The 20,835-nt window shown below is 69.1% G+C and carries 13 protein-coding genes and 2 pseudogenes; 13 read left to right on the top strand and 2 right to left on the bottom strand.

Annotated features, from left to right (window positions below):
• The first annotated feature begins 29 nt into the window (after positions 1 to 29).
• The 5 genes from mrcB to lepB are packed head-to-tail and all read left to right on the top strand — an operon-like array spanning position 30 to position 6,559.
• Positions 30 to 2,510 carry a penicillin-binding protein 1B gene (gene mrcB, locus J2W68_RS04500; protein ID WP_310233174.1) on the top strand — a complete coding sequence of 827 codons (2,481 nt, stop codon included), beginning with the start codon at positions 30 to 32 and terminating at the stop codon, positions 2,508 to 2,510.
• The gene (locus J2W68_RS04495; protein ID WP_310233173.1) at positions 2,510 to 3,043 is read left to right on the top strand and encodes a tetratricopeptide repeat protein; all 534 of its coding nucleotides are present in this window, start codon (positions 2,510 to 2,512) and stop codon (positions 3,041 to 3,043) included. The genes mrcB and J2W68_RS04495 overlap by 1 nt, the downstream gene beginning before the upstream one ends.
• Before the next feature lie 20 nt (positions 3,044 to 3,063).
• Positions 3,064 to 5,151, top strand: coding sequence for an ATP-dependent DNA helicase (locus tag J2W68_RS04490; protein ID WP_310233172.1), 2,088 nt, complete (start codon positions 3,064 to 3,066; stop codon positions 5,149 to 5,151).
• Complete coding sequence (gene tsaB / locus J2W68_RS04485; RefSeq protein WP_310233171.1) at positions 5,148 to 5,885, top strand: tRNA (adenosine(37)-N6)-threonylcarbamoyltransferase complex dimerization subunit type 1 TsaB; 738 nt, start codon at positions 5,148 to 5,150, stop codon at positions 5,883 to 5,885. The genes J2W68_RS04490 and tsaB overlap by 4 nt, the downstream gene beginning before the upstream one ends.
• Before the next feature lie 26 nt (positions 5,886 to 5,911).
• Positions 5,912 to 6,559 (top strand): signal peptidase I, encoded by a 648-nt coding sequence (gene lepB / locus J2W68_RS04480; RefSeq protein WP_310233169.1) that lies wholly within the window; start codon positions 5,912 to 5,914, stop codon positions 6,557 to 6,559.
• 104 nt (positions 6,560 to 6,663) lie between these two features.
• On the opposite strand, the gene J2W68_RS04475 is transcribed toward lepB, so the two are convergent.
• Complete coding sequence (locus J2W68_RS04475) at positions 6,664 to 7,539, bottom strand: energy transducer TonB (protein ID WP_310233166.1); 876 nt, start codon at positions 7,537 to 7,539, stop codon at positions 6,664 to 6,666.
• Positions 7,540 to 7,559: 20 nt separating this feature from the next.
• Positions 7,560 to 8,522, bottom strand: coding sequence for a glutathione synthase (gene gshB / locus J2W68_RS04470; RefSeq protein WP_310233165.1), 963 nt, complete (start codon positions 8,520 to 8,522; stop codon positions 7,560 to 7,562).
• A 183-nt stretch (positions 8,523 to 8,705) separates the two neighbouring features.
• Between gshB and pilG the strand changes: the two genes are divergently transcribed.
• The 8 genes and pseudogenes from pilG (at position 8,706) to J2W68_RS04435 (ending at position 20,825) form a co-directional block, all read left to right on the top strand.
• Positions 8,706 to 9,110, top strand: a complete 405-nt coding sequence (pilG, locus tag J2W68_RS04465; protein ID WP_310233163.1) for a twitching motility response regulator PilG — start codon at positions 8,706 to 8,708, stop codon at positions 9,108 to 9,110.
• 17 nt (positions 9,111 to 9,127) lie between these two features.
• Positions 9,128 to 9,493, top strand: a complete 366-nt coding sequence (locus J2W68_RS04460; RefSeq protein ID WP_310233159.1) for a response regulator transcription factor — start codon at positions 9,128 to 9,130, stop codon at positions 9,491 to 9,493.
• Positions 9,493 to 10,053 (top strand): chemotaxis protein CheW, encoded by a 561-nt coding sequence (locus J2W68_RS04455; RefSeq protein ID WP_310233157.1) that lies wholly within the window; start codon positions 9,493 to 9,495, stop codon positions 10,051 to 10,053. Before J2W68_RS04460 ends, J2W68_RS04455 begins: the two co-directional genes overlap by 1 nt.
• A gap of 40 nt (positions 10,054 to 10,093) precedes the next feature.
• Positions 10,094 to 12,115: a methyl-accepting chemotaxis protein gene (locus tag J2W68_RS04450; RefSeq protein WP_310233156.1), complete on the top strand. Its 2,022-nt coding sequence runs from the start codon at positions 10,094 to 10,096 to the stop codon at positions 12,113 to 12,115.
• 73 nt (positions 12,116 to 12,188) lie between these two features.
• Positions 12,189 to 14,816: pseudogene (locus J2W68_RS17965) on the top strand (Hpt domain-containing protein); the annotation flags it as partial.
• Positions 14,817 to 16,112: 1,296 nt separating this feature from the next.
• Positions 16,113 to 18,833: pseudogene (locus tag J2W68_RS17960) on the top strand (response regulator); the annotation flags it as partial.
• Positions 18,826 to 20,361: a chemotaxis protein CheB gene (locus J2W68_RS04440; RefSeq protein ID WP_310233151.1), complete on the top strand. Its 1,536-nt coding sequence runs from the start codon at positions 18,826 to 18,828 to the stop codon at positions 20,359 to 20,361. The pseudogene J2W68_RS17960 and the gene J2W68_RS04440, both read left to right, overlap by 8 nt.
• Positions 20,358 to 20,825 carry a chemotaxis protein CheW gene (locus J2W68_RS04435; protein ID WP_310150568.1) on the top strand — a complete coding sequence of 156 codons (468 nt, stop codon included), beginning with the start codon at positions 20,358 to 20,360 and terminating at the stop codon, positions 20,823 to 20,825. Before J2W68_RS04440 ends, J2W68_RS04435 begins: the two co-directional genes overlap by 4 nt.
• The last annotated feature ends 10 nt before the right edge of the window (positions 20,826 to 20,835 follow it).

Here is a 20,835-nt window from a genome sequence, read left to right as displayed (position 1 = left end):
CGACCCGCCGCCGCGGGTGCAGGAATTCCATGGCCCGGATCGATTACGAAGACGAAGACACCGACGATCTGAACGACGACGCGCCGCCCGCCTGGCGCAGGCGCGCGGTGACCGCGGTGCTCGCACTGGTCGGCCTCGGCCTGGGCTTCCTGATTCCGTATGCGCTGTACTTGAACCATCAGGTCAGCGAGAAGTTCGACGCGTTGACCTGGCAGGTGCCCACGCGCGTGTACGCGCGTCCGCTGCAGGTCACGCCTGGCGTGGCGATGAACGCCGCAACGCTCAAGACCGAGCTCGATGCCGCGGGTTACCGCGAGGGCGATGGCGTCAAGCCGGGCACCTATACGAGCGATGGCGGACGCTGGACGATCTCCAGCCGCGGCTATCGCGATGTCGACGGCGCGGTCGCGCCCGGCCGCGTGCAGCTGACGCTCTCAGGCGGTCGTGTGTCGCGGCTGCGCGACGGCGATGGCGAACGCGCGCTCAAGGTCGCGCGCATGGATCCGGCGCGCATCGCCACACTCTACGGCCAACGCCAGGAAGAGCGCAGGCTGGTGCGCATCGACGAGGTGCCGCAACTGCTGACCGACACATTGCAGGCGGTCGAGGACAAGGACTTCGCGCACCACCACGGCATTGATCTCACTGGCATCGCCCGCGCGGCGATGATCAACATGCGCGCCGGCGAAGCGCGCCAGGGCGCGAGCACGCTGACCCAGCAGCTCGCGCGCAGCGGGCTGCTCGGCATCGGCCGCGAACAGACCTATACGCGCAAGTTCAACGAGATCCTCTACGCGATGCTGATCGAGGCGCGCTACGGGAAGGGCCCGATCCTCGAGGCCTATCTCAACCAGGTGTACCTGGGCCAGCGCGGCGCGCAGGCGATCCACGGCGTCGCTGCGGGCGCGGAGTTCTGGTTCGGCCGCCGCCTCGACGATCTGGAAACCGAACAGGTCGCGCTGCTGGTGGGCATCATCCGGGGCCCCTCGCATTACGATCCACGTCGCAATCCGGTACGGGCACTGGCGCGCCGTGATTTCGTGCTCGGCAAGATGCTCGAATCCGGCCTGATCGACCAGGCTGTGCACGACCGTGCCGTCAAACGTCCGCTCGGCGTGACCGAAACGCCTGGCAGCATCGCCGCGAACCGGTTTCCGGCGTATGTCGATCTCGTGCGTCGCCAGCTGGCGCGCGACTATCCCACTGGCGAACTGCAGGGCGCGGGCCTGTCGGTGATGACCGCGATGGCGCCGTCGGCGCAGGCGTATGCGGAAGGTTCGACAGTACGCACGATCAAGGAGCTGAGCACCGGAAAGCGGCCGCCGCTGCAGGCGGGGCTGGTGGTGACCGACGTCCACTCAGGCGAAGTCGTCGCCGCGGTCGGCAGTCGTGATCCCGTCGAGCACGGCTTCAACCGGGTGGTCGAAGCGCACCGTCCGGTCGGTTCGCTGCTCAAGCCTTTCGTGTATCTGCTCGCGTTCGGCAATCCCGCGCAGTACTCGCTGGCGAGCTGGGTCGACGATTCCCCGGTGACGATCACGCTGGAGAACGGCCGCCGCTGGTCGCCGGGCAATTCCGATGGCCGCAGCCACGGCACGGTGCGGATGATCGATGCGCTGGCGCGCTCCTACAACCAGGCCACGGTGCGCATCGGCGAAGCCGTCGGCGCGCGCGCGCTCGCCGATCTGGTCCACGTGCTCGCCGGCGTGCGCGCGACGCCCAATCCGTCGCTGACACTCGGCTCGATGGACCAGAGTCCCTATGCGATGGCGCAGCTGTACCAGTTCCTCGCGTCCGGCGGCGAGATCCAGCCGCTGCGCGCGGTCCGCGGCGTTCTCGACGAGCAGGGCCGTGTGGTCAACCGCTACGACAACGCGCCGCGTCCGGCGCAGGAAGGCGATGCGATCGCCGCGCGTCTGGTGACGCTGGCGCTGCAGCATGCAGTGACCTCGGGCACGGGGCGTCAGCTGGTCAGCGACGGCCTTGGACGGCTCAACGCCGCGGGCAAGACTGGCACCAGCAATGACGGTCGCGACAGCTGGTTCGCCGGCTGGACCGGCGATCACCTGGCCGTGGTCTGGGTCGGCAACGACCAGAACGAGCAGACCGGCCTGTACGGCGCGACCGGCGCGATGCGCGTGTGGTCGGGCATCTTTTCGCGTCTGCCGAGCGCGCCGCTCGAAGTCGGCGACGCAGGCCTTGAATGGCAGTGGGTCGCCCAGTCCAGCAGCACCGACGCCAACTGCCCCGATGCACGCCGCTTTGCCTTCGTGACCGGCTACGCGCCGCCCTACCAGCCGTGCCCGACCTACGATCCCAACCAGACCTTCGTCGACGACAGCGGCAACCTCGTCGATGCCACCGGCGCACCGGTGCAACAGGAACGCCGCGGCTGGCGTGAGTTCTTCGGCTTCGGCCGTGATGAGGAGGCCGCGCCGCCGGCCGAGACCGCGCCGCCGGCACCCGCGCCGGCCCCTGCGCCCGTACCGCCTGTCGAGGAGTCGCCCTGATGCATCTGTTCCGTCTCACGTGCCGTCTGTCCGCACTGTCCGCCGCGCTCGTGCTCGGCGCCTGCGCCAGCCCGTCGCCGACCACGTCCGAAACCGCGCCGGTGTCGACGATTCCGCCGGCCACCATGGTCCAGGCGATCCGCGCATCGGCTGGCGATGGTGACGGTGAACTCGCCGTGCAGCCGCTGCGCGATCCGATGATCGAGGACCTGCGTATGCGCGCGGTCACGCTGGAGGCGCAGGGCGATCTCGCGGGCGCGGTCGCCGCGCTCGACGACGCGATGACGATCGTCGACAGCGATCCCGCATTGCTGCAGGAGCGCGCGGAACTCGCGATCCTGCAGAACGACCTGCCCATGGCGACGCAGCTGGCCGAACGCGCTTATGCGATCGGCGCGCAGGTCGGCCCGCTGTGCCGCCGCCATTGGGTCACGCTGGAGCAGGTGCGCCTGTCGACCGGCGATGCCGAAGGCGCGACCCAGGCCCGCAGTCAAGCTGACGGGTGCCGTGTCGCCGGGCCCAATCGCTACTGATCGCGCGACCGGCCGGGCCCGTGCTCGACGCGCGTGACGCCCGCCTCGCGGATCGCAGCCGCGACGCGCTTGTCGAAGGCGGTCTGCTGGCGGAGCGGATTCCGGCCTTCCGGCCGCGTGTCGCCCAGCAGTCGCTGGCGATGGCAGTGGCCGATGCGATCGACCAGCGCGCCACGCTGCTGGCCGAAGCTGGCACCGGCACCGGCAAGACGTTCGCGTATCTCGTGCCGGCGCTGCTGTCGGGCCTGAAGACCATCGTCTCGACCGGCACCCGCGCGCTGCAGGACCAGCTGTTCCACCGCGACCTGCCGCGCGTGCGCGATGCGCTGGGTAGCGGCCTGCGCAGTGCGCTGCTCAAGGGGCGCGCGAACTATCTGTGTCTGTACCGCCTCGAGCAGGCGCGGGGCGAGCCGCGGCTGACATCGCGTGAACAGATCCACCAGTTCCAGCGCATCGTCACCTGGGCCGGGCGTACGCGCATGGGCGACATGGCCGAGCTCGATGGTCTGCCCGAGGACACGCCGCTGCTGCCGCTGGTGACCTCGACCGTCGACAACTGCCTTGGCAATGACTGTCCGTTCTGGAGCGAGTGCTTTCTCGTGCAGGCGCGGCAGCGTGCACAGGCTGCCGATGTCGTCGTGGTCAACCACCACCTGCTGCTGGCGGATCTGGCGCTGAAGCAGGAAGGCTTCGGCGAGATTCTGCCGGGCGCGCAGGTGTTCATCGTCGACGAAGCGCACCAGCTGCCGGAGCTCGCCGCGCAGTTCTTCGGTGAAGGCATGAGCGCGCGGCCGCTGGTCGAGTTGGCGCGCGATGCGATCGCCGAATGCAAGCATGTGCCCGGCGCGCTGCCAGTGCTGCAGGTACCCGCGCATGCGCTGGAAGAAGCCACCCGTTCGTTGCGCGCTGCGATGGACGGACTGCCGCCGCGCGGCACCCGCTACCGCGCGCTGTACGAGCCGTCGGTCGAAGACGCCCTGCATGCGCTCGACGATGCATTGCTGCACCTGCGTGATGCGCTCGGCCCGCTGCGCGAAGCGTCGCCCGGCTTCGACAGTTGCCATGCCCGCGCGCAGGCCTTCATCACCCGACTGCGGCGCTGGAATGACGGCAGCGCAGCGGCGGAGTCGATGTTCGACGACGAAGAGATGCCCGCCGAGGTGGTCGACGCGCCGCCGGCCGATGAAGGCGTGCTGTGGTACGAACTCACCCCGCGTGGCTTCCGCCTGCAACGCACGCCGCTCGACGTCTCCGCGCCGCTGCGCGCGCATCGCGAAGCGTCGCGCGCGGCTTGGATCTTCACCTCGGCGACGCTGGCAGTGGATGACCGCTTCGATCACATCGCCGAGCGCCTCGGCATCGAGGCGCCGCAGACGCTGCTGACGCCGAGCCCGTTCGATTGGCCGCACCAGGCGCTGTGCTATCTGCCACCGAAATTGCCGCAGCCCTCGGCGCCCGCCTACACGCGGGCCGTGATCGATGCCGTGATGCCGGTGCTCGAAGCCTCCGGTGGCCGCGCCTTCCTGCTGTTCGCCTCGCATCGCGCACTGCGCGAAACCGCGGCGTTTCTGCGCGACGGCAGCCGCGATTGTCCCTGGCCGCTGTTCGTACAGGGCGAGGCGCCGCGCCACGTGCTGCTGCAGCGCTTTCGCGAATCGGGCAACGGCGTGCTGCTGGGCGCGGCGAGTTTTCGCGAGGGGGTCGACGTCGCCGGCGGCGCGCTGAGCGTCGTAGTCATCGACAAGCTGCCCTTCGCCGCGCCGGATGATCCGGTGTTCGAAGCGCGGCTGGATGCGATCCGCCGCGCCGGCGGCAATCCGTTCCGCGACGAGCAGTTGCCGCAGGCAGTGATCGCGCTCAAGCAGGGCGTGGGCCGGCTGATCCGGACCGAGCACGATCGCGGCGTGCTGGTGCTGTGCGATCCGCGCCTGCTCGGCCGCAGCTACGGCGGCCTGTTTCTCGATTCGCTGCCGCCAATGCCGCGGACTCGAGAGATTTCGACCGTGGCTGCGTTCTTCGCGAGCAGCCCGGACGCGTGGCCTGCGACAATGGCGACGGATCCGCCGTCCGAATCCCAATTCCCGAATCCCGAATTCCCGCCTCCATGAGACTGCTCGCGTTCGAAACCGCCACCGAAGCCTGCTCCGTCGCCATCTGGGACGACGGCCGCGTGCTGGAGCGCTTCGAGATCGCACCGCGCCGGCATGCCGAACTCGCCCTGCCATGGGCCGAGGCCTTGCTGGGCGAGGCCGGCATCGCGCGCAGCCAGCTTGACGTGGTCGCGGTCGGTCGTGGTCCCGGCGCTTTCACCGGGGTGCGTCTGGCGATCGCGCTGGTGCAGGGCATCGCGCTGGCGCTCGACCGCCCGGTCGTTGCCTGCTCGACGCTCGAAGTGCTGGCGATGCGCGCACGGGCGGCGCCCGGCGTACCGGTGTTGGCTGCAATCGATGCACGCATGGGCGAGGTCTACAGCCAGGCCTTCATGCAGGACGCCGAAGGCCTGCGTGCGCTCGGGCCGGCGCGCGTGTCCGCGCCCGACGCGGTGGACCTGCCGGGCGATGCGACGGCATGGTCTGGCGTCGGCAGCGGATTCTCGGCCGTCGAAGGCGCGTTGCAGTCGCGGCTCGGTGCACGCTTTGCCCACATCGACGCGGCTGCGCTGCCGCACGCGGCCGACCTCGCGCACCTCGCCGCCGCGGCGTTCGCGCGCGGCGAAGCGATCGCTCCTGAACGCGTCGAACCCGCCTACCTGCGCGACAACGTGGCACTGACCCTCGTCGAACAGGTCGCGCTGCGGGCGTCCCGCCGCGCCGCGGCACCCGATACGCCGGGCGCACGCTGACACCGGAACCGGATGGAGACGCCGACATGACCGCCAGCATCCCGCCCCCTTCGCCCTGGCGCGCCGCCGGTCAACGCGACAAGCGCGTACGCGGTTGGCTGCGCCGCGAGGGACTGCCGCTGCTCTGCCTGCTCGGTCTGCTGCTGGTCGCGCGTTCATCGCTGGCCAACCACTACTACGTCCCCAGCGGTTCGATGGAGCCCACGCTGTTGCCGGGCGACCGCGTCGTCGTCGACATGCGGTCCTACGGCCTGCGCGTGCCGTTTACGCAGTGGGCCGTGTGGGGCGGTGAAACACCCGAACGCGGTGATGTCGTCGTGTTCCGCTCGCCGTCGGATGGTGTGCGCCTGATCAAGCGCGTGGTCGCCGTCGGCGGCGACCGCGTCGATCTCGTCGACGGTCGCCTCACGATCAATGGCACGCCGCTCGCCGACCGGCGCGATGCGCCCGAAGACTTCGGCGACGTGCAGGTCACGCTGAATCTCGATGCCGGCGGCGGCCCCGATCTGGCAGACCTGGAGGTGCCGGAGGGCCAGGTGCTGGTCCTCGGTGACCACCGCGGCGCCAGCATCGACGGACGCTACTTCGGCTTCGTGCCCGCGGCGGCGATCTACGGCCAGGCGCGCGGCGTGTTCTGGCGCACGGGCGACGGCTTCGGCTGGCGGAAGCTCTAAAGTCTGTAGGAGCGCGCTTGCGCGCGATGGGGCCCGGTTGAAAAGGCCTCATCGCGCGCAAGCGCGCTCCTACACGACACGCGACCGCGGGAATCAATGGCCCCTCATCGATCGTCGATCAATGTCCCACCCGGCAGGAAATTCCAGGTGCGGGTGACATGCAGCACGTCGATTTCATCACCCGTCGTGGGCAGCGGCGGATACGGCTCCGCCAGCCGCGCGATGCGCAAGGCGGCATCGTCGAGCATCGGCGTGCCGCTGCTGCGGATGATGTCGGCACGTTCCACCGAACCGTCGCGGCGGATCGCCACGCTGATCACCAGTTCGCCGGCCAGCTGCCGGCGTCGCGCTTCGTCGGGATAGTTGAGATTGCCGACGCGCTCCACGCGATCGACCCATTGCCGCAGGTACGCGGCATAGGCGTATTCCTGCGTACTGGCCGAGACGAACTTGCGCTTGGGTCGGCGCGCGTAACGCTCGGAGCGCATGTGGATCTCGGCCGCGAGGCGGGCCATCTCCAGGTCGCGTTCGATCTTCTCGGGTCCGCGCGGCAGCGTCGACGGATCGGTCTGCGTGGTCGGATCCTCGACCGGCAGCGTCGTCTCGCCGCGCGTGCTCGCGACCACACGGTCCTGCGGCGGCGGCTGCGCATCCGGTGATTGCGCGCGCAGTTCCATCGGTGCAACGCCGGTGCTGTCCTGCGGCACCAGGCCGAGTTGCGCCTCCCGCGGGCGGTTCGTGCGCTCGTGTTCGCCGCCGCCCTGGTTGCTGGCCTGGGCAAGGAAGTCGGCCTGCGCCTGGGTCAGCGGGCTGGTGGTCTCGGTCAGGATCACGTCCAGCGTGGGCATCACCGGCGCGGCGTCTTCGGTCGCGAAACCGATCCCCAGCACCAGCAGACCGTGCACCAGCAGCGACAGCACCAGCGTCGCGCCCAGGCGTGCGCCGTCGTCGATCTGCGGCGTCGGCGCGGCGGCCTGCATCGTCGGTCGCGCGGGCCGTGTCAGGACGTGTGCGTCGTGACCGGGCCGCGCTCGATCGCATCGAACAGCAGGCCGGCGATGTTGGTGCCATAAGCCGCATCGATCTCGCGGATGCAGGTCGGGCTGGTGACATTGACCTCGGTCAGCCAATCGCCGATGACATCCAGGCCGACGAAACGCATGCCGCGCGCGGCGAGCGTCGGGCCCACCTGGGCCGCAATCCAGCGGTCGCGTTCGCTCAGCGGTCGCGCTTCACCGCGGCCACCCGCGGCAAGGTTGCCGCGGAACTCGTCGCCCTGCGGAATCCGCGCCAGGCAGTAGTCGACCGGCACGCCGTCGATCAACAGGATGCGCTTGTCGCCATCAACGATCTCGGGCAGATAACGCTGCGCCATCGCGAGGCGGCGGCCCCCGTCGGTGAGTGTCTCGAGGATCACGTTGAGATTCGCGTCGCCGGCGACGGCGCGGAAGATCGAACGTCCGCCCATGCCGTCGAGCGGCTTGAGCACGGCGTCGCGATGCTCGGCAACGAAGGCCTTGAGTGATGCCGCGTCGCGGCTGACCAGCGTCGGCGGGCAGCACTGCGGAAACGCCAGCGCGCCGAGCTTTTCGTTCATGTCGCGCAGGCCCTGCGGATCGTTGACGATCATCGCGCCCTGGCGCTGCGCAACGCCGAGGATTTGCGTATCGCCGACGAACTCCGGGTCGACCGGCGGGTCCTTGCGCATCAGCACCACGTCGCCGTCGCCGAAGCGGCGCAGCGCGGGCGTGCCGAGGGTGTACCAGTCGCCGGCGTCTTCGCGCACGGTCAGTGGCGCGGTTCGCGCGACCGCATCGCCGCCGGTCATCGCCAGCCCCCCCGGAATCACGTAGTGCAGGCGATGGCCGCGGCGCTGCGCTTCGAGCAGCATCGAGAACGTCGAGTCCTTGGCGATCCTGATGGACCCGATCGGGTCCATCACCACGACGACATCCAGGGACATGCGCACGACCTGCGGGATTGGGGCGCCCGATCTTATCAGGGGCCATCGCCGCGCCGCGCCGCTGTATTTCGAGGCACTGCGCACAAAGCGCGTGAAAATCTTGACAGGCCGGCGCTGCGCCGAGGTATAACTCCGTCCTGCATCGGCGCGCGAACTCCCGCGCCGCGCACCAGGGGAGATTGCATGACCAGTGACGACAAGCCGTCCTCCGGCAGCCTCGACGGGCTGCGGGTGATGGTGATCGACGACTCGAAGACCATCCGCCGCACCGCGGAGACGCTATTGCGTCGCGAAGGCGCCGAGGTCGTCACCGCCGTTGATGGGTTCGAAGCGCTCGCCAAGATCGCCGACCAGAAGCCGCAGATCATCTTTGTCGACATCATGATGCCGCGGCTGGATGGCTATCAGACCTGTGCGCTGATCAAGAACAACCAGATGCTCCGCAACACGCCGGTGATCATGCTGTCGTCCAAGGACGGCCTGTTCGACAAGGCGCGGGGGCGCATCGTCGGGTCCGAGCAGTACGTCACCAAGCCGTTTACGCGCGAGGAACTCCTCGACGCGATCCGTACGCACGTCAACGCCTGATCAGGGGAGAGCAGGGCATGGCACGCATCCTGTTGATCGAGGATTCACCGACCGACACCGCGGTACTGACCCAGTGGCTGGAACGCCACGGGCACCAGGTCACCGCATCGGGCAACGCCGAGGACGGCATCGCCGCGTGCAAGCGCGAGCGCCCCGACCTCGTGCTGATGGACGTGGTGTTGCCGGGCATGAGTGGCTTCCAGGCCACGCGTGCGCTGGCAAAAGATGCCGACACATCGGGCATTCCGATCATCATCATCAGCACCAAGGGGATGGAAACGGACAAGATGTGGGGCCTGCGCCAAGGCGCGAAGGGCTACATCGTCAAGCCGCCGACCGAGGACGCGCTGATCAGTCAGGTCAACGCGGTTCTGGCGGGCTGATGTCCACGGCCGCGTCTGACGACGCGCCCGCGACGGGCGCCTTCGCTGTCCTTGCCGAATACGAGCGGCGCAGCCTGGCCCACAGCGTGGGCCTGCCCGACCAGCTAGACGCGCCCGGTCTGTGGCGTGGGGTGGGTTACCGCATCGGCCGGCGCATGCTGGCCTCGTCGTTTGACGAGGTCGTCGAGATCCTGCCGATGCCGCCGGTGACGCCGGTACCCGGCGCACAGTCCTGGGTGCTCGGTGTCGCCAATATCCGCGGCAGCCTGCTGCCGATCGTCGATCTCAAGCAGTTCCTCGAAGGCGAGCGCACCGTGCTGCAGGAAAGCCAGCGCGTGCTGATCGTGCGTCAGCCCGGCGGTGACGTCGCGCTGACGATCGACGAGCTGTTCGGCCAGCGCAGTTTCCTCGAGGAAGACGAGGTGTCCGCCGAGCGCATCGCGGAGGGCCGCTACGGTCACTTCGTCGAGCGCGCGTATGCGCATGCCAACGCGACCTGGGGCGTCTTCAGTTTCGAACGTCTCGGTCGCACCCCGGAATTCAGACACGCCGCGGCCTGATGGCCGCCGTCGCACACCGCATCAGGAACGGACAGCCCGCATGAGCACAGCCGCCGACACCCTCGCCGTCAAACGCCGCACCTTCGGTACCAATTTCTGGGTCGTGGTGCTGATCGTGGCCGGCACGATCCTGGTCTTGAATACCGGGTATGGCACGTGGAAGGCCTCGCGCCTGGGCGGCGCGAGTACCGCGGCGTCGAACCTGCGCGTGGACAGCCAGCGCCTGGCCAACCAGGGCAGCGATGCGGTGCGCGGCAACGCGGCGGCGTTCGCCACGTTCAAGGCCACGCGCGCGCAGATCGACGGCGACATCCAGCAGCTCAACGCGAGCTACGGCGACACCACCGGCGTGGCCGGCCCGGTCGCCAAGGTCACCGAAACCTGGGCCCCGCTCGGCGCCAGCGCCCAGCAGCTGGCCGACAGCGAGGCCGCGGTGACTGCGTTTGCCGGCCAGGCCCAGCGCTTCAGTCAGGGTGTGCCGCAGTTGCAGGCCCTGCTCGACGAACTGGTGCGTGCGATGTCGAGCAGCGGCTCGCCGTCCTCGCAGGTCTATATGGCACTGCGCCAGGTGGTGATCGCTGGCGACATGGCGCGTCGCGTGACCGAGGTGCAGGCCGGCGGCGCCGGCGCGGCGATCGCGGGCCAGGGCCTGCGTCGCAATGCGGAAGACTTCCAGCAGGTCATGACCGGCCTGCGCGAGGGCGACCCGTCGCGCGAACTGCAGGCGCTGACCAACGGCAACGCGCTCGCGGCGCTGGCACGTGCCGACGAGGCCTGGGCGCAGATGCGCGCCGAACTCGAGGCGATCCTCGGCAGCAGCGAGCAGTTGTTCCAGGCGCAGGCCGCGGCCGGCGCACTGGTGACCGGTTCCGACCAGTTGCTGAGCGACAGCGAGGCGCTGTTCAACGCGTTCACCGCGTTCGGCTCGATGAGCGACCGCAGCATCCTGGGCAACATCTGGATCAGCATCGTCGCCGGTTTGATCGCACTGGTCGCCATCGCCGGTCTGCTCGTGTCGTTGAACCGTGCGCAGCGCGAGCGTTACGAAACCACGATGGAACTCAACAACCGCAACCAGGAGGCGATCATGCGCCTGCTGGACGAAATGGGTTCGCTCGCCGAAGGCGACCTGACGGTCAAGGCGACCGTCACCGAGGACATGACCGGTGCGATCGCCGACTCGATCAATTTCGCGATCGAGCAGCTGCGCAGCCTCGTGCAGACGATCAACGACACCTCGGTGCAGGTCGCCTCCAGCGCGCAGGAAACCCAGGCCACCGCGATGCATCTGGCCGAGGCGGCCGAGCATCAGGAGCAGGAAATCAACTCCGCGTCGGACCGGATCAACGAGATCGCGGTCAGCATCGACCAGGTCTCGAAGAACTCGGCCGAATCGGCCGACGTGGCGCAGCGCTCGGTGCAGATCGCGACCAAGGGCGCGGGCGTGGTGCGCGAGACGATCGCCGGCATGGACTCGATCCGCGACCAGATCCAGGAAACCTCGAAGCGCATCAAGCGCCTGGGCGAAAGCTCGCAGGAGATCGGCTCGATCGTCGAACTGATCAACGACATCTCCGAGCAGACCAACATCCTCGCGCTCAACGCTGCGATCCAGGCGGCGTCCGCGGGCGAAGCCGGCCGCGGCTTCGCGGTCGTGGCCGACGAAGTGCAGCGCCTCGCGGAACGTGCGACCAACGCGACGCGCCGCATCGAAACGCTGGTGCAGACGATCCAGTCCGACACCAACGAAGCCGTGACCTCGATGGAGCAGACGACATCCGAGGTGGTCGCCGGTGCGCGTCTGGCCGAGGATGCCGGCACCGCCCTGGGCGAGATCGAGAGCGTGTCGACCAACCTCGCCGATCTCATCCAGGGCATCTCTTCGGCGGCGCATCAGCAGTCGTCGGCCGCGACCAACATCACCACGGCGATGCACACCATCCAGTCGATCACCAAGCAGACCTCGCAGGGCGCGAACCAGACTGCCGCCTCGATCGGCAACCTCGCGCAGCTCGCCGCCGACCTGCGTCGCTCGGTCGCCGACTTCAAGCTGCCGGCCTGAGCCACGGAACGGATTCCATGACCGTCTGCTTCATTCGCGCGAACCCGCGCGGCGTCCGACGTGGAGCCGCTGCATGAGCGGTCTGCGCGATGCCATCGACCACACCATGCTCGGCTGGATCAAGCCGGAGCTGGACGAAGTGCTGCGCCAGGCGCGGCTCGAACTGGAGAGCTTCGTCGAAGCGCCGGACGATCCGGGTCGCATGCGTCTGTGCGCCGGGTATCTGCACCAGGCGCAGGGCACGCTGCGGATGGTCGAGCTGTATGCGCCGGCGATGGTCGTCGAGGAGATGGAGCGTCTGGCAGACGCGTTGCGGGACGGCGCCACCGCCGATCGTGACGTCGCCTCGGCCGCGCTGCTGCGCGGCATGTTGCTGCTGCCCGATTACCTCGAGCGCCTGCAGGGCGGTCACCGCGACATTCCCATCGTGCTGTTGCCGCTGCTCAACGAACTGCGTGCCGCGCGCGGTGAGCCCGGACTGAGCGAAAGCATTCTGTTTGCGCCAGACCTGGCGCGCGCATTGCCCGACACCGTGCCGGTCGAAGATGCCGGCATCGATCCCGACGCCGCGCTGCGCCAGCTCCGCGTCGCGCTGCAGGCCTGGTCCGCGGGTGGCAGCCCGGGCGACACCGGCGCGCTGGTCGCGGGCCTGTCGGCCCTGACCACGCAGGCCGGCTCCGACACCCAGCGCCGTATGTTGTGGGTCGCCTCGCGCGTCGCCGATGCCCTTGCAGACGGCGCGTTCGAACTGTCCGTGCATCCCGCGCTGCGCCAGGTGTTCGCCAGTGTCGAACGCGAAGTCCGTCAGTACGCGCAGGCCCCGCGGCTCGAGGCCACGCTGGCCGACGGCGCCCAGGAACCCACGCGCCAGCTGCTCTATCACGTCGCCCACAGCGACGCCGCGCATCCGGCGCTCGACGCGCTGCGCGAGGCTTTCGACCTGCAGGCCCAGTTGCCGAGCGAGGCCGAACTCGAACACGCGCGTGGCAGTCTCGGTGGCCGCAACCGCGCGTTGCTGGACACGGTCGCGGCCGCGGTCAAGGAAGATCTGCTGCGGGTCAAGGACGCGCTGGATCTGCACCTGCGCACGGGGTCGAACAACATCGCCGGCCTGCACCCGCAGGTCGAGGTGCTGGCGGGGGTCGCCGACACGCTCGGCATGCTCGGTCTCGGCGCGGCGCGTACGGTGGTGCAGCAGCAGCGCGACACGATGCGCGGCATCGTCAGTGGCGCCATGCCGGCTAGCGAAGACACGCTGCTCGACGTCGCCGGCGCGCTGCTCTACGTCGATGCGACGCTCGACGACCAGGTCTCGCGCCTCGGTGCCGAAGTTACGGACGGCTCCGACGACACGCTCGCCGTCGAGGCGCAGCAGTCGATGACGGTGCTGGTCCGCGAGGCGATCGCCAATTTCTCCGACGCGCGCCAGGCGCTCGTCGCGTTCGTCGAAACCAGTTGGGATCACAGCGAACTGCAGGAAGTACCGCGGCTGCTGGCCGAGGTCGGCGGCGCGCTTTCGATGTTGGAACTGCCGCAGGCCGCGGGTTACCTGGCAGGCGTGCGGTTGTATGCCGAGCGCGAACTGATCGCACGCCAGCGCGTGCCCAACGGTCGCCAGCTCGATACGTTCGCCGATGCATTGGCGAGCCTGGAGTACTACCTCGAAGCCCTGCGCGAGCAGCGCCCCAACCGCGCCGACATTCTCGACATCGCGCGCAGCAGCCTGGAAGCGCTGGGCTATTGGCCGCTGCCGGCCGCGAATGCACCGGTGGACGCGTCGATCGAGACGAACCCGTTCGATGCCGACGCGCGCGTCGCCGCGATCGATCTCGGTCAGCTGGCGCGTGGCATCGACGTGTGGGAGCCACCCGCGGCGACCGTCGAGCCGCCGTCTGCACCGGTGGCCGATGCGACGGCGCGGCCGGTCGCGTCCTCGCCGCCTGCGCGCAATGTCGCGGGTGGTTTCGAGGACGTCGGCGATGAGATCGACGACGAGATCCGCGAAGTGTTTCTCGAGGAGTTTGCCGGCGAGATCGAGAATCTCGATGCACTGCTGCCGCCATGGCGCGCGCAGCCGGACAACCTCGAACTCGTGCGCCCGATCCGTCGCGTATTCCACACGCTCAAGGGCAGCGGCCGGCTGGTCGGCGCGAAGGCGCTCGGTGAGTTCAGCTGGTCGATCGAGACCCTGCTCAACCGCGTGATCGAGGGCCGCCCTGTGACCCCGGCCGTGGTGGAGATGGTCGACCAGGCGTTCTACGCGCTCCCAGAGTTGCAGGCGGTACTGCGCGGCGACGCCGCGCTGCGCGCCGATCTGGAGACGATGCAGGCCAATGCGGCACGCATCGCGGCCGGCGACGACACGGTACCGACGCGGACATCGGCGCCGACGCCCTCCGCGGTAGTGTTCGAGGCTGCGGATGCTGCGGCGCCCGCGGCTGACGTCTCCGACGGTGCTGTGCCAGACGCTGACGCGGTCGACGCGTCAGGTGACGCAAAGGCAGCCTCGGCGTCCGATGAGATCGAGACGATGCCCGCTTCGGTGGACGCGCTGTTGCTGGAGATCCTCGACAACGAGGTCCAGGGGCACCTGCAGACCGTGGGTGACTGGCTCGGTGCGATCGATGCGGGCGCGCCGGCCGATGGCGAGCGCCTGCTGCGCGCGCTGCACACCATGCACGGCGCGTTCGCAATGGCTGAAGTGCCGGCGATCGGTCTGTTGCTGGCGCCTGCTGAAGAATACGCGCGACGTCTGGTTGCGGCCGGCACGGCCCCGGACGCCGATGTCGCGCCGGTGCTCGACGCAGTCTGCGTTGCGGCTCGCGAAGCGCTCCGGGAACTGCACGGCCCCGAGCCGCGTATCGCGGTGCTGCCCACCCTGGCTGGTCAGGTCGGCGCATTGCGCGACCGCCTGCCCGAAGCGCCGGTCGAGCATTTCGGGTTCGACCTGCCCGACGATCTCGATGCGCTGGACGACAGTCCCGATCTGTCGACGATCGCACCGGACGACGACGGTCAGGCCGATCAGCCGCAACTGGACACGGCGCATCTCGAGGCCGAGCGCGCTGCCCAGGCAGCGGCCGAAAAGGCGGATGCCGAACGCCTCGAAGCCGAGCGTCTCGAAATCGAACGGCTCGAAATCGAACGGCTCGAGCAGGCGCGTCTCGACGCGGAACGTCTGGCGCAGGCGGACGCCGAACAGGCTGAAGCGGAACGCCACGAGGCCGAGCGTCTCGAGATCGAGCGTCTGGAACAGGCGCGTCTCGCCGCCGAGCGTCTCGCGCAGGCCGAAGCGGAGCGTGCTCGACTCGACGCCGAGCGTCTCGAACGCGAACAGGCGGAAGAGGCACGTCTCGACGCCGAGCGCCTCGCGCGGGCTGAAGCCGAGCAGGCCGAAGCGGCGCATCTCGAAGCCGAGCGTCTCGAACGCGAGCAGGTGGAAGAAGCACGTCTTGCCGCCGAACACCTTGCGCAGGCTGAAGCCGAGCAGGCCGAGGCGACACGTCTGCAAGTCGAGCGTCTCGAGATCGAGCGACTGGAGCAGGAGCGTCTCAGCGCCGAGCGCCTCGCGCAGGACGAAGCCGAGCAGGCCGCACGCGCGCGTCTTGAGATCGAGCACGCCGATGCCGAACGTGCCGCGGCTGAACAACTGGAACACGAACGTCTGGCCGCCGCACATGCTGTAGAGGCGGACGATCCGCAGGCGGCGCCGGATCGCGCCGCCGCCGAGCACACGGAAGACGATACGGCGGGGCAGGAAGATGCCGCGCGCATCGCGATCGAGGCCTTCGAGAAGCTGCGGCGTCAGGCGCACATTGACGCCAGCGTGCTGGTTGCAGAGCGTGATCGTTTCGAGCACGACGAAACCGCGCGCCGACTGCGGACCACAGCGTCGGCGGCAGCACAGGCGATCGCGCCGCCGCATGTGGACGAAGCCGCTGAATCCGTCGCCGACCACGGCGAGACACGTGAGATCGTCGACACCCCGGGTGAGGTCGAAACGGCGTTGACCGCGAGCGTCACGGCGTCTCCTGCGCTGGAAGCGGACGACCTTTGCGCCGATGCGCCCGAAGCGGCCGAGGTGATCGACGTGATCGACGTCGAAACGCCGGTGGAAACCACCGGCGGACTATCCGACAGTGCAGCAGCCGACGCCGTCGACACTGTGCTGCCCGCGCAGAAGATCGAAGCGGACGCACGGACGCGCGATGTCGACGAGGATGTCGCCATCACCCTGGCATCCGGATCCGACGCCGCGCCGGTCGATACGGTCGAAGACGAGCCGGAAACCGGTGCCGAGACCGCCGAAGCAGAACTGCCGGTCGATCCGACCGCTGCCGCGCCGGTGGACGAGCTGCCGGCCAGCGAAGAGGATCCCGATGCCGCGCTGTCGCTTGATGGTCTCGACCCGGAGCTGATCGACATCTTCGTCGAGGAAGGCATCGACCTGCTCGACCACGCCGACGCGTTGCTCGCGCAGTTGCGGGACTCGCCTGACAACCGCGACGCGGTCGCGGGTCTGCAGCGCGATCTGCACACCCTCAAGGGCGGCGCGCGCATGGCCGGCCTGATGGAGATCGGCGAGCTGGGCCACGCGATGGAAACGCTGCTCGAGGCCGTGGCCGAGCGTCGCCGCACCCTGCGCCGCGGCGATGTGGCACTGCTCGAGCGTGGCTTCGATCGTCTGCACACGATGGTGACCCGCGCCGGCGACCGGCGTGCGATCGGGCCGTCGCAGGCGCTGGTCGATGCGTTCAGCGGCAAGCGCGGCGGCGACACGCCTGCCGAGTCGCCCGTGTCCGGGAACGAGGTTGCGAAGATCGAACTGGCGCCGCTGTCCGCGCCGCTGCCACTCGACAGCGACGCCGCCGACGATGAAGAGACGGCGCTGCGTGGTTCGCAGGAACAGGTGCGCATCCGCGCGGACCTGCTCGACAAGCTGGTCACCTATGCCGGCGAGGTGGCGATCTACCGTGCACGCCTCGAGCAGCAGCTCGGCGCGTTCCGCGGCGCGATGAATGAGCTTGCGCAGACCAATACGCGTTTGCGCGACCAGTTGCGCCGTCTCGACATCGAGACCGAGGCGCAGATCGTCGCGCGCTACCAGCGCGAGGGTGAGGTCTCCGACACCACGTTCGATCCGCTGGAGCTCGACCGGTTCTCGACACTGCAGCAGCTGTCGCGTGCGCTCAGCGAGACCGCGTCCGACTTCGGCAGCCTGCAGCAGATGCTCGACGACCAGACTCGCCAGTACGAGACCTTGCTGACCCAGCAGTCGCGGGTGAGCTCGGATCTGCAGGAGGGCCTGATGCGCACGCGCATGGTGCCGTTCGACGGTCTCGTGCCACGCCTGCGCCGCGTGGTCCGCCAGGCGGCGCAGGACACCGGCAAGCAGGTGCAGCTGCGTCTCGAAGGCACGCAGGGCGAGCTGGACCGCAACGTGCTTGAACGCATGGTCTCGCCGCTGGAGCACATGCTGCGCAACGCGGTCGCGCACGGCCTGGAAGCGCCCGAGGCGCGTCGCAGCGCCGGCAAGCCCGCCGAGGGGAGCATCCACATCGCGGTCCGCCGCGAAGGCTCGGAAGTGGTGCTGGAAGTGGGCGATGACGGCGCCGGTCTCGACCGCGCTGCGATCCGCCGCCGTGCCGAGGAACGCGGGTTGTTGCAGGCGAATGCCGAGGTCGCCGACGTCGACCTGGATGCTCTGATCCTGCAGCCGGGTTTCTCGACCGCCACCGAAGTCAGCCGGCTTGCCGGCCGCGGCGTCGGCATGGACATCGTCGCCGGCGAAGTGCGCCAGCTCGGCGGCACGTTCGACATCCACTCGCGCAAGGGCGCGGGCACCCGGTTCATCCTGCGCCTGCCGCAGACCCTGGCCGTCACCCAGGCCGCGTTCGTGCGTATCGGTGACACCAGCTTCGCGGTGCCGATCGCTTCGGTGCGCGGCGTTGGGCGTATCGCCCGCAGCGAGGCCAAGCCCGGCGCGATCTACCGCTATGGCGGCGAGGACTACGCGCTGTACGATCTCGGCCGCCTGGTCGGGCAGTCGTCCGCGCGCGCCGAGGGCCATCTGCAGATGCCGTTGCTGCTGATCCGCGCCGGTGAACTGCGCGCGGCGGTGGCGGTCGACGAAATCGTCGGCAACAAGGAAATCGTGGTGAAGCCGGTGGGTCCGCAGATCACCTCGATCCCGGGCATCTTCGGCGCGACGATCATGGGCGACGGTCGCGTGGTCGTGATTCTCGACATCGCACCGCTGGTGCGCCGCTACGGCGCGCAGGACGCGCAGGTCGATGCACCCGAGCAGGCGGCTGAGCCAGCGGTCGAGCGCCGCGCGGTGCCGCTGGTGATGGTCGTCGACGATTCGGTGACGATGCGCAAGGTCACCGGCCGGGTACTGGAGCGTCACAACTTCGAGGTCGTGACCGCGAAGGACGGCCTCGACGCGCTGGAGCGCATGGACGAGCGCGTGCCCGACCTGATGCTGCTCGATATCGAAATGCCACGCATGGACGGCTACGAACTGGCGACGCACATGAAGGCCGATCCGCGCCTGCGCGACGTGCACATCATGATGATCACCTCGCGTACCGGCGAGAAGCATCGCCAGCGCGCGTTCGAGATCGGCGTCGACCGCTATCTCGGCAAGCCCTACCAGGAACCCGAGTTGCTGCGCCACGTCTACGAGCTGCTGAAGCTGGAGCGCGACGATGACTGATGCGATCCGCACCGTGGTGCTGGCGCGCGCAGGCACAGCCTGCGACCGCGTCGTCGAAGCGCTGACCGAAGCGGGCGCGGAGCTGGTCGCGACCCTGGATCCGTCGCAGCACACGCCCGACGCGCTCGAGACACTGGCGCCCGCGGTGTTGCTGGTGGTGCTCGATCCTGCCGACGAAGACGCGCTCGAGCCCTTCGAGCCGGCCTTCGCTGCGCCCGGCCGCACGGTGATCTTCGAGGAAGCCGCGCTGGTGCTCGAGCGTACCGGCTGGGATGCAGCGCGCTGGGTGCGCCATCTGGCCGCGAAGCTGCGCGGGGTCTCCGATGTGCTGCCCCCGTCGGCGGCCAGCGATGCGGCGGTGAGTGACGCGCCGCTGGCATTGGAGTTCGACGCGCACACGGACACGGCATCGCTCGTCGGGCTGGACGCCGTGGCTCCCGATATCCAGGCGCCCCCCGCCACCGAAACGACATCCGACGACGTGACGCATCTTGCGTTCGATCCGGTCGCGGCCGAATTCGATGCGCCGCCGAGCGTGCAGCCGCCTGCCGTGGAATTCAGTTTCGATTTCGAGCTGGCCGATTACGACGAGACCAGCTACACCCCGCCAGCCGCGCCGCCGGGCGAGGTGCGCGATCTCAACGAGAATCTGGCGGCGTGGTCGGATGCGCCTGCATCAGCACCGACGACAGCATCCGAACGCGCTGCTGCGGGCGCGGTCGAAGCAGAGGCGGGTGTCGAGACGCGCGTCGATCAGGCGCCCGAAGCATCTCTCGAATCACCGCCCGAACCCCTGACATTGCTCGATGGCGACGCGTTGCCCTCGTTCCGTTCCGCGGCGCCTGTTGATGATTACGCGCGCGCAGCGGCCACGCCGGCCAAGACGCTGGCGCGCGATCTGTCCGAGCTCGAGTCGCGCATTTCCGGCTTGAGCCTCACCGATACCGACAGCTATGGCCACGGTCCGATCAAGGGTGTCGTGCTGATCGCCGGCGGTCTCGGCGGACCCGACGCGGTGCGCCAGTTGCTTGGCGCCTTGCCGGAAGGTTTTCCGCGCCCGGTGCTGGTGCGCCTGCAGCTCGACGGCGGGCGTTACGACCGGCTCGTGCGGCAGATGGAACGCGCGGCCGCGATGCCGGTGCAGCTCGCCGAGGCGGGCATGACGATCTCGCCGGGTGAGATCTATTTCTTGCCGCCGGATCTGTTGCCGGTCGCGGTCAAGGGCGCACTGCACTTCGCAGAGACCGCCGACATCGCCGCGCTGGCCGATGCGGTGCCGGCTGATGACAGCGCGTTGCTGTTCCTCAGCGGCGCCGATCCTGCGCTGGTCGACGTTGCGATGGGGCCCGCATGGCAGGGCGCGCTGGTCGGCGGCCAGAGCGAGGAAGGCTGTTACGACTCGGTCGCGGCGCGTGCAGTGGCGCAGCGCGGCGGTCCCTCGGGGAGCCCGACCGACATCGCCGACTGGTTGATCGCGCGCTGGATGCCCAGCGCGCGACGTTTCGATTCCGGAGAGTTGTCGCTGTGAGCGCACATCAAGAAATCCGCGGCGTGCTGATCCGCGCCGGTACCACGCAGCTGCTGCTGCCCAATGCGACGATTTCCGAAGTGCTCTCGTATTCGCCGCCCGAAGCGATGGCCAATGCGCCCGACTGGCTGCTGGGCCGCCTGCGCTGGCGTGGCTGGCGTCTGCCGCTGGTCGCGTTTCCGATGCTGTCGAAGCAGGGCGACGAACGCGCCGAGCTGGCCAGCAAGGTGGTCGTGCTCAAGACGCTCGGCGGTGATGCGCGTCTGCCGTTCTTCGCGCTGCTGGCCGAGGGATTCCCGCGACTGGTGACGATTTCCGAAGCACACCTGCTCGACGAGTCCGACGGGGAAGGCGATGCGCTGCCGTTCGCAGTGCGCGCCCGCGTACGCCTCAACGACGACATTGCGCTGATCCCCGACATCGACCTGATCGAACAGTCGGTGCGCGAGGCGCTGGCCGCCTGAGCTGCTGCCG

The organism is Luteimonas terrae (genome assembly GCF_031457535.1).
GTDB classification, from domain to species: Bacteria; Pseudomonadota; Gammaproteobacteria; order Xanthomonadales; family Xanthomonadaceae; genus Luteimonas; species Luteimonas terrae_A.
The sequence above is the reverse complement of the archived record's forward strand: the minus strand, read 5'-3'. Positions and strand labels throughout refer to the sequence as shown.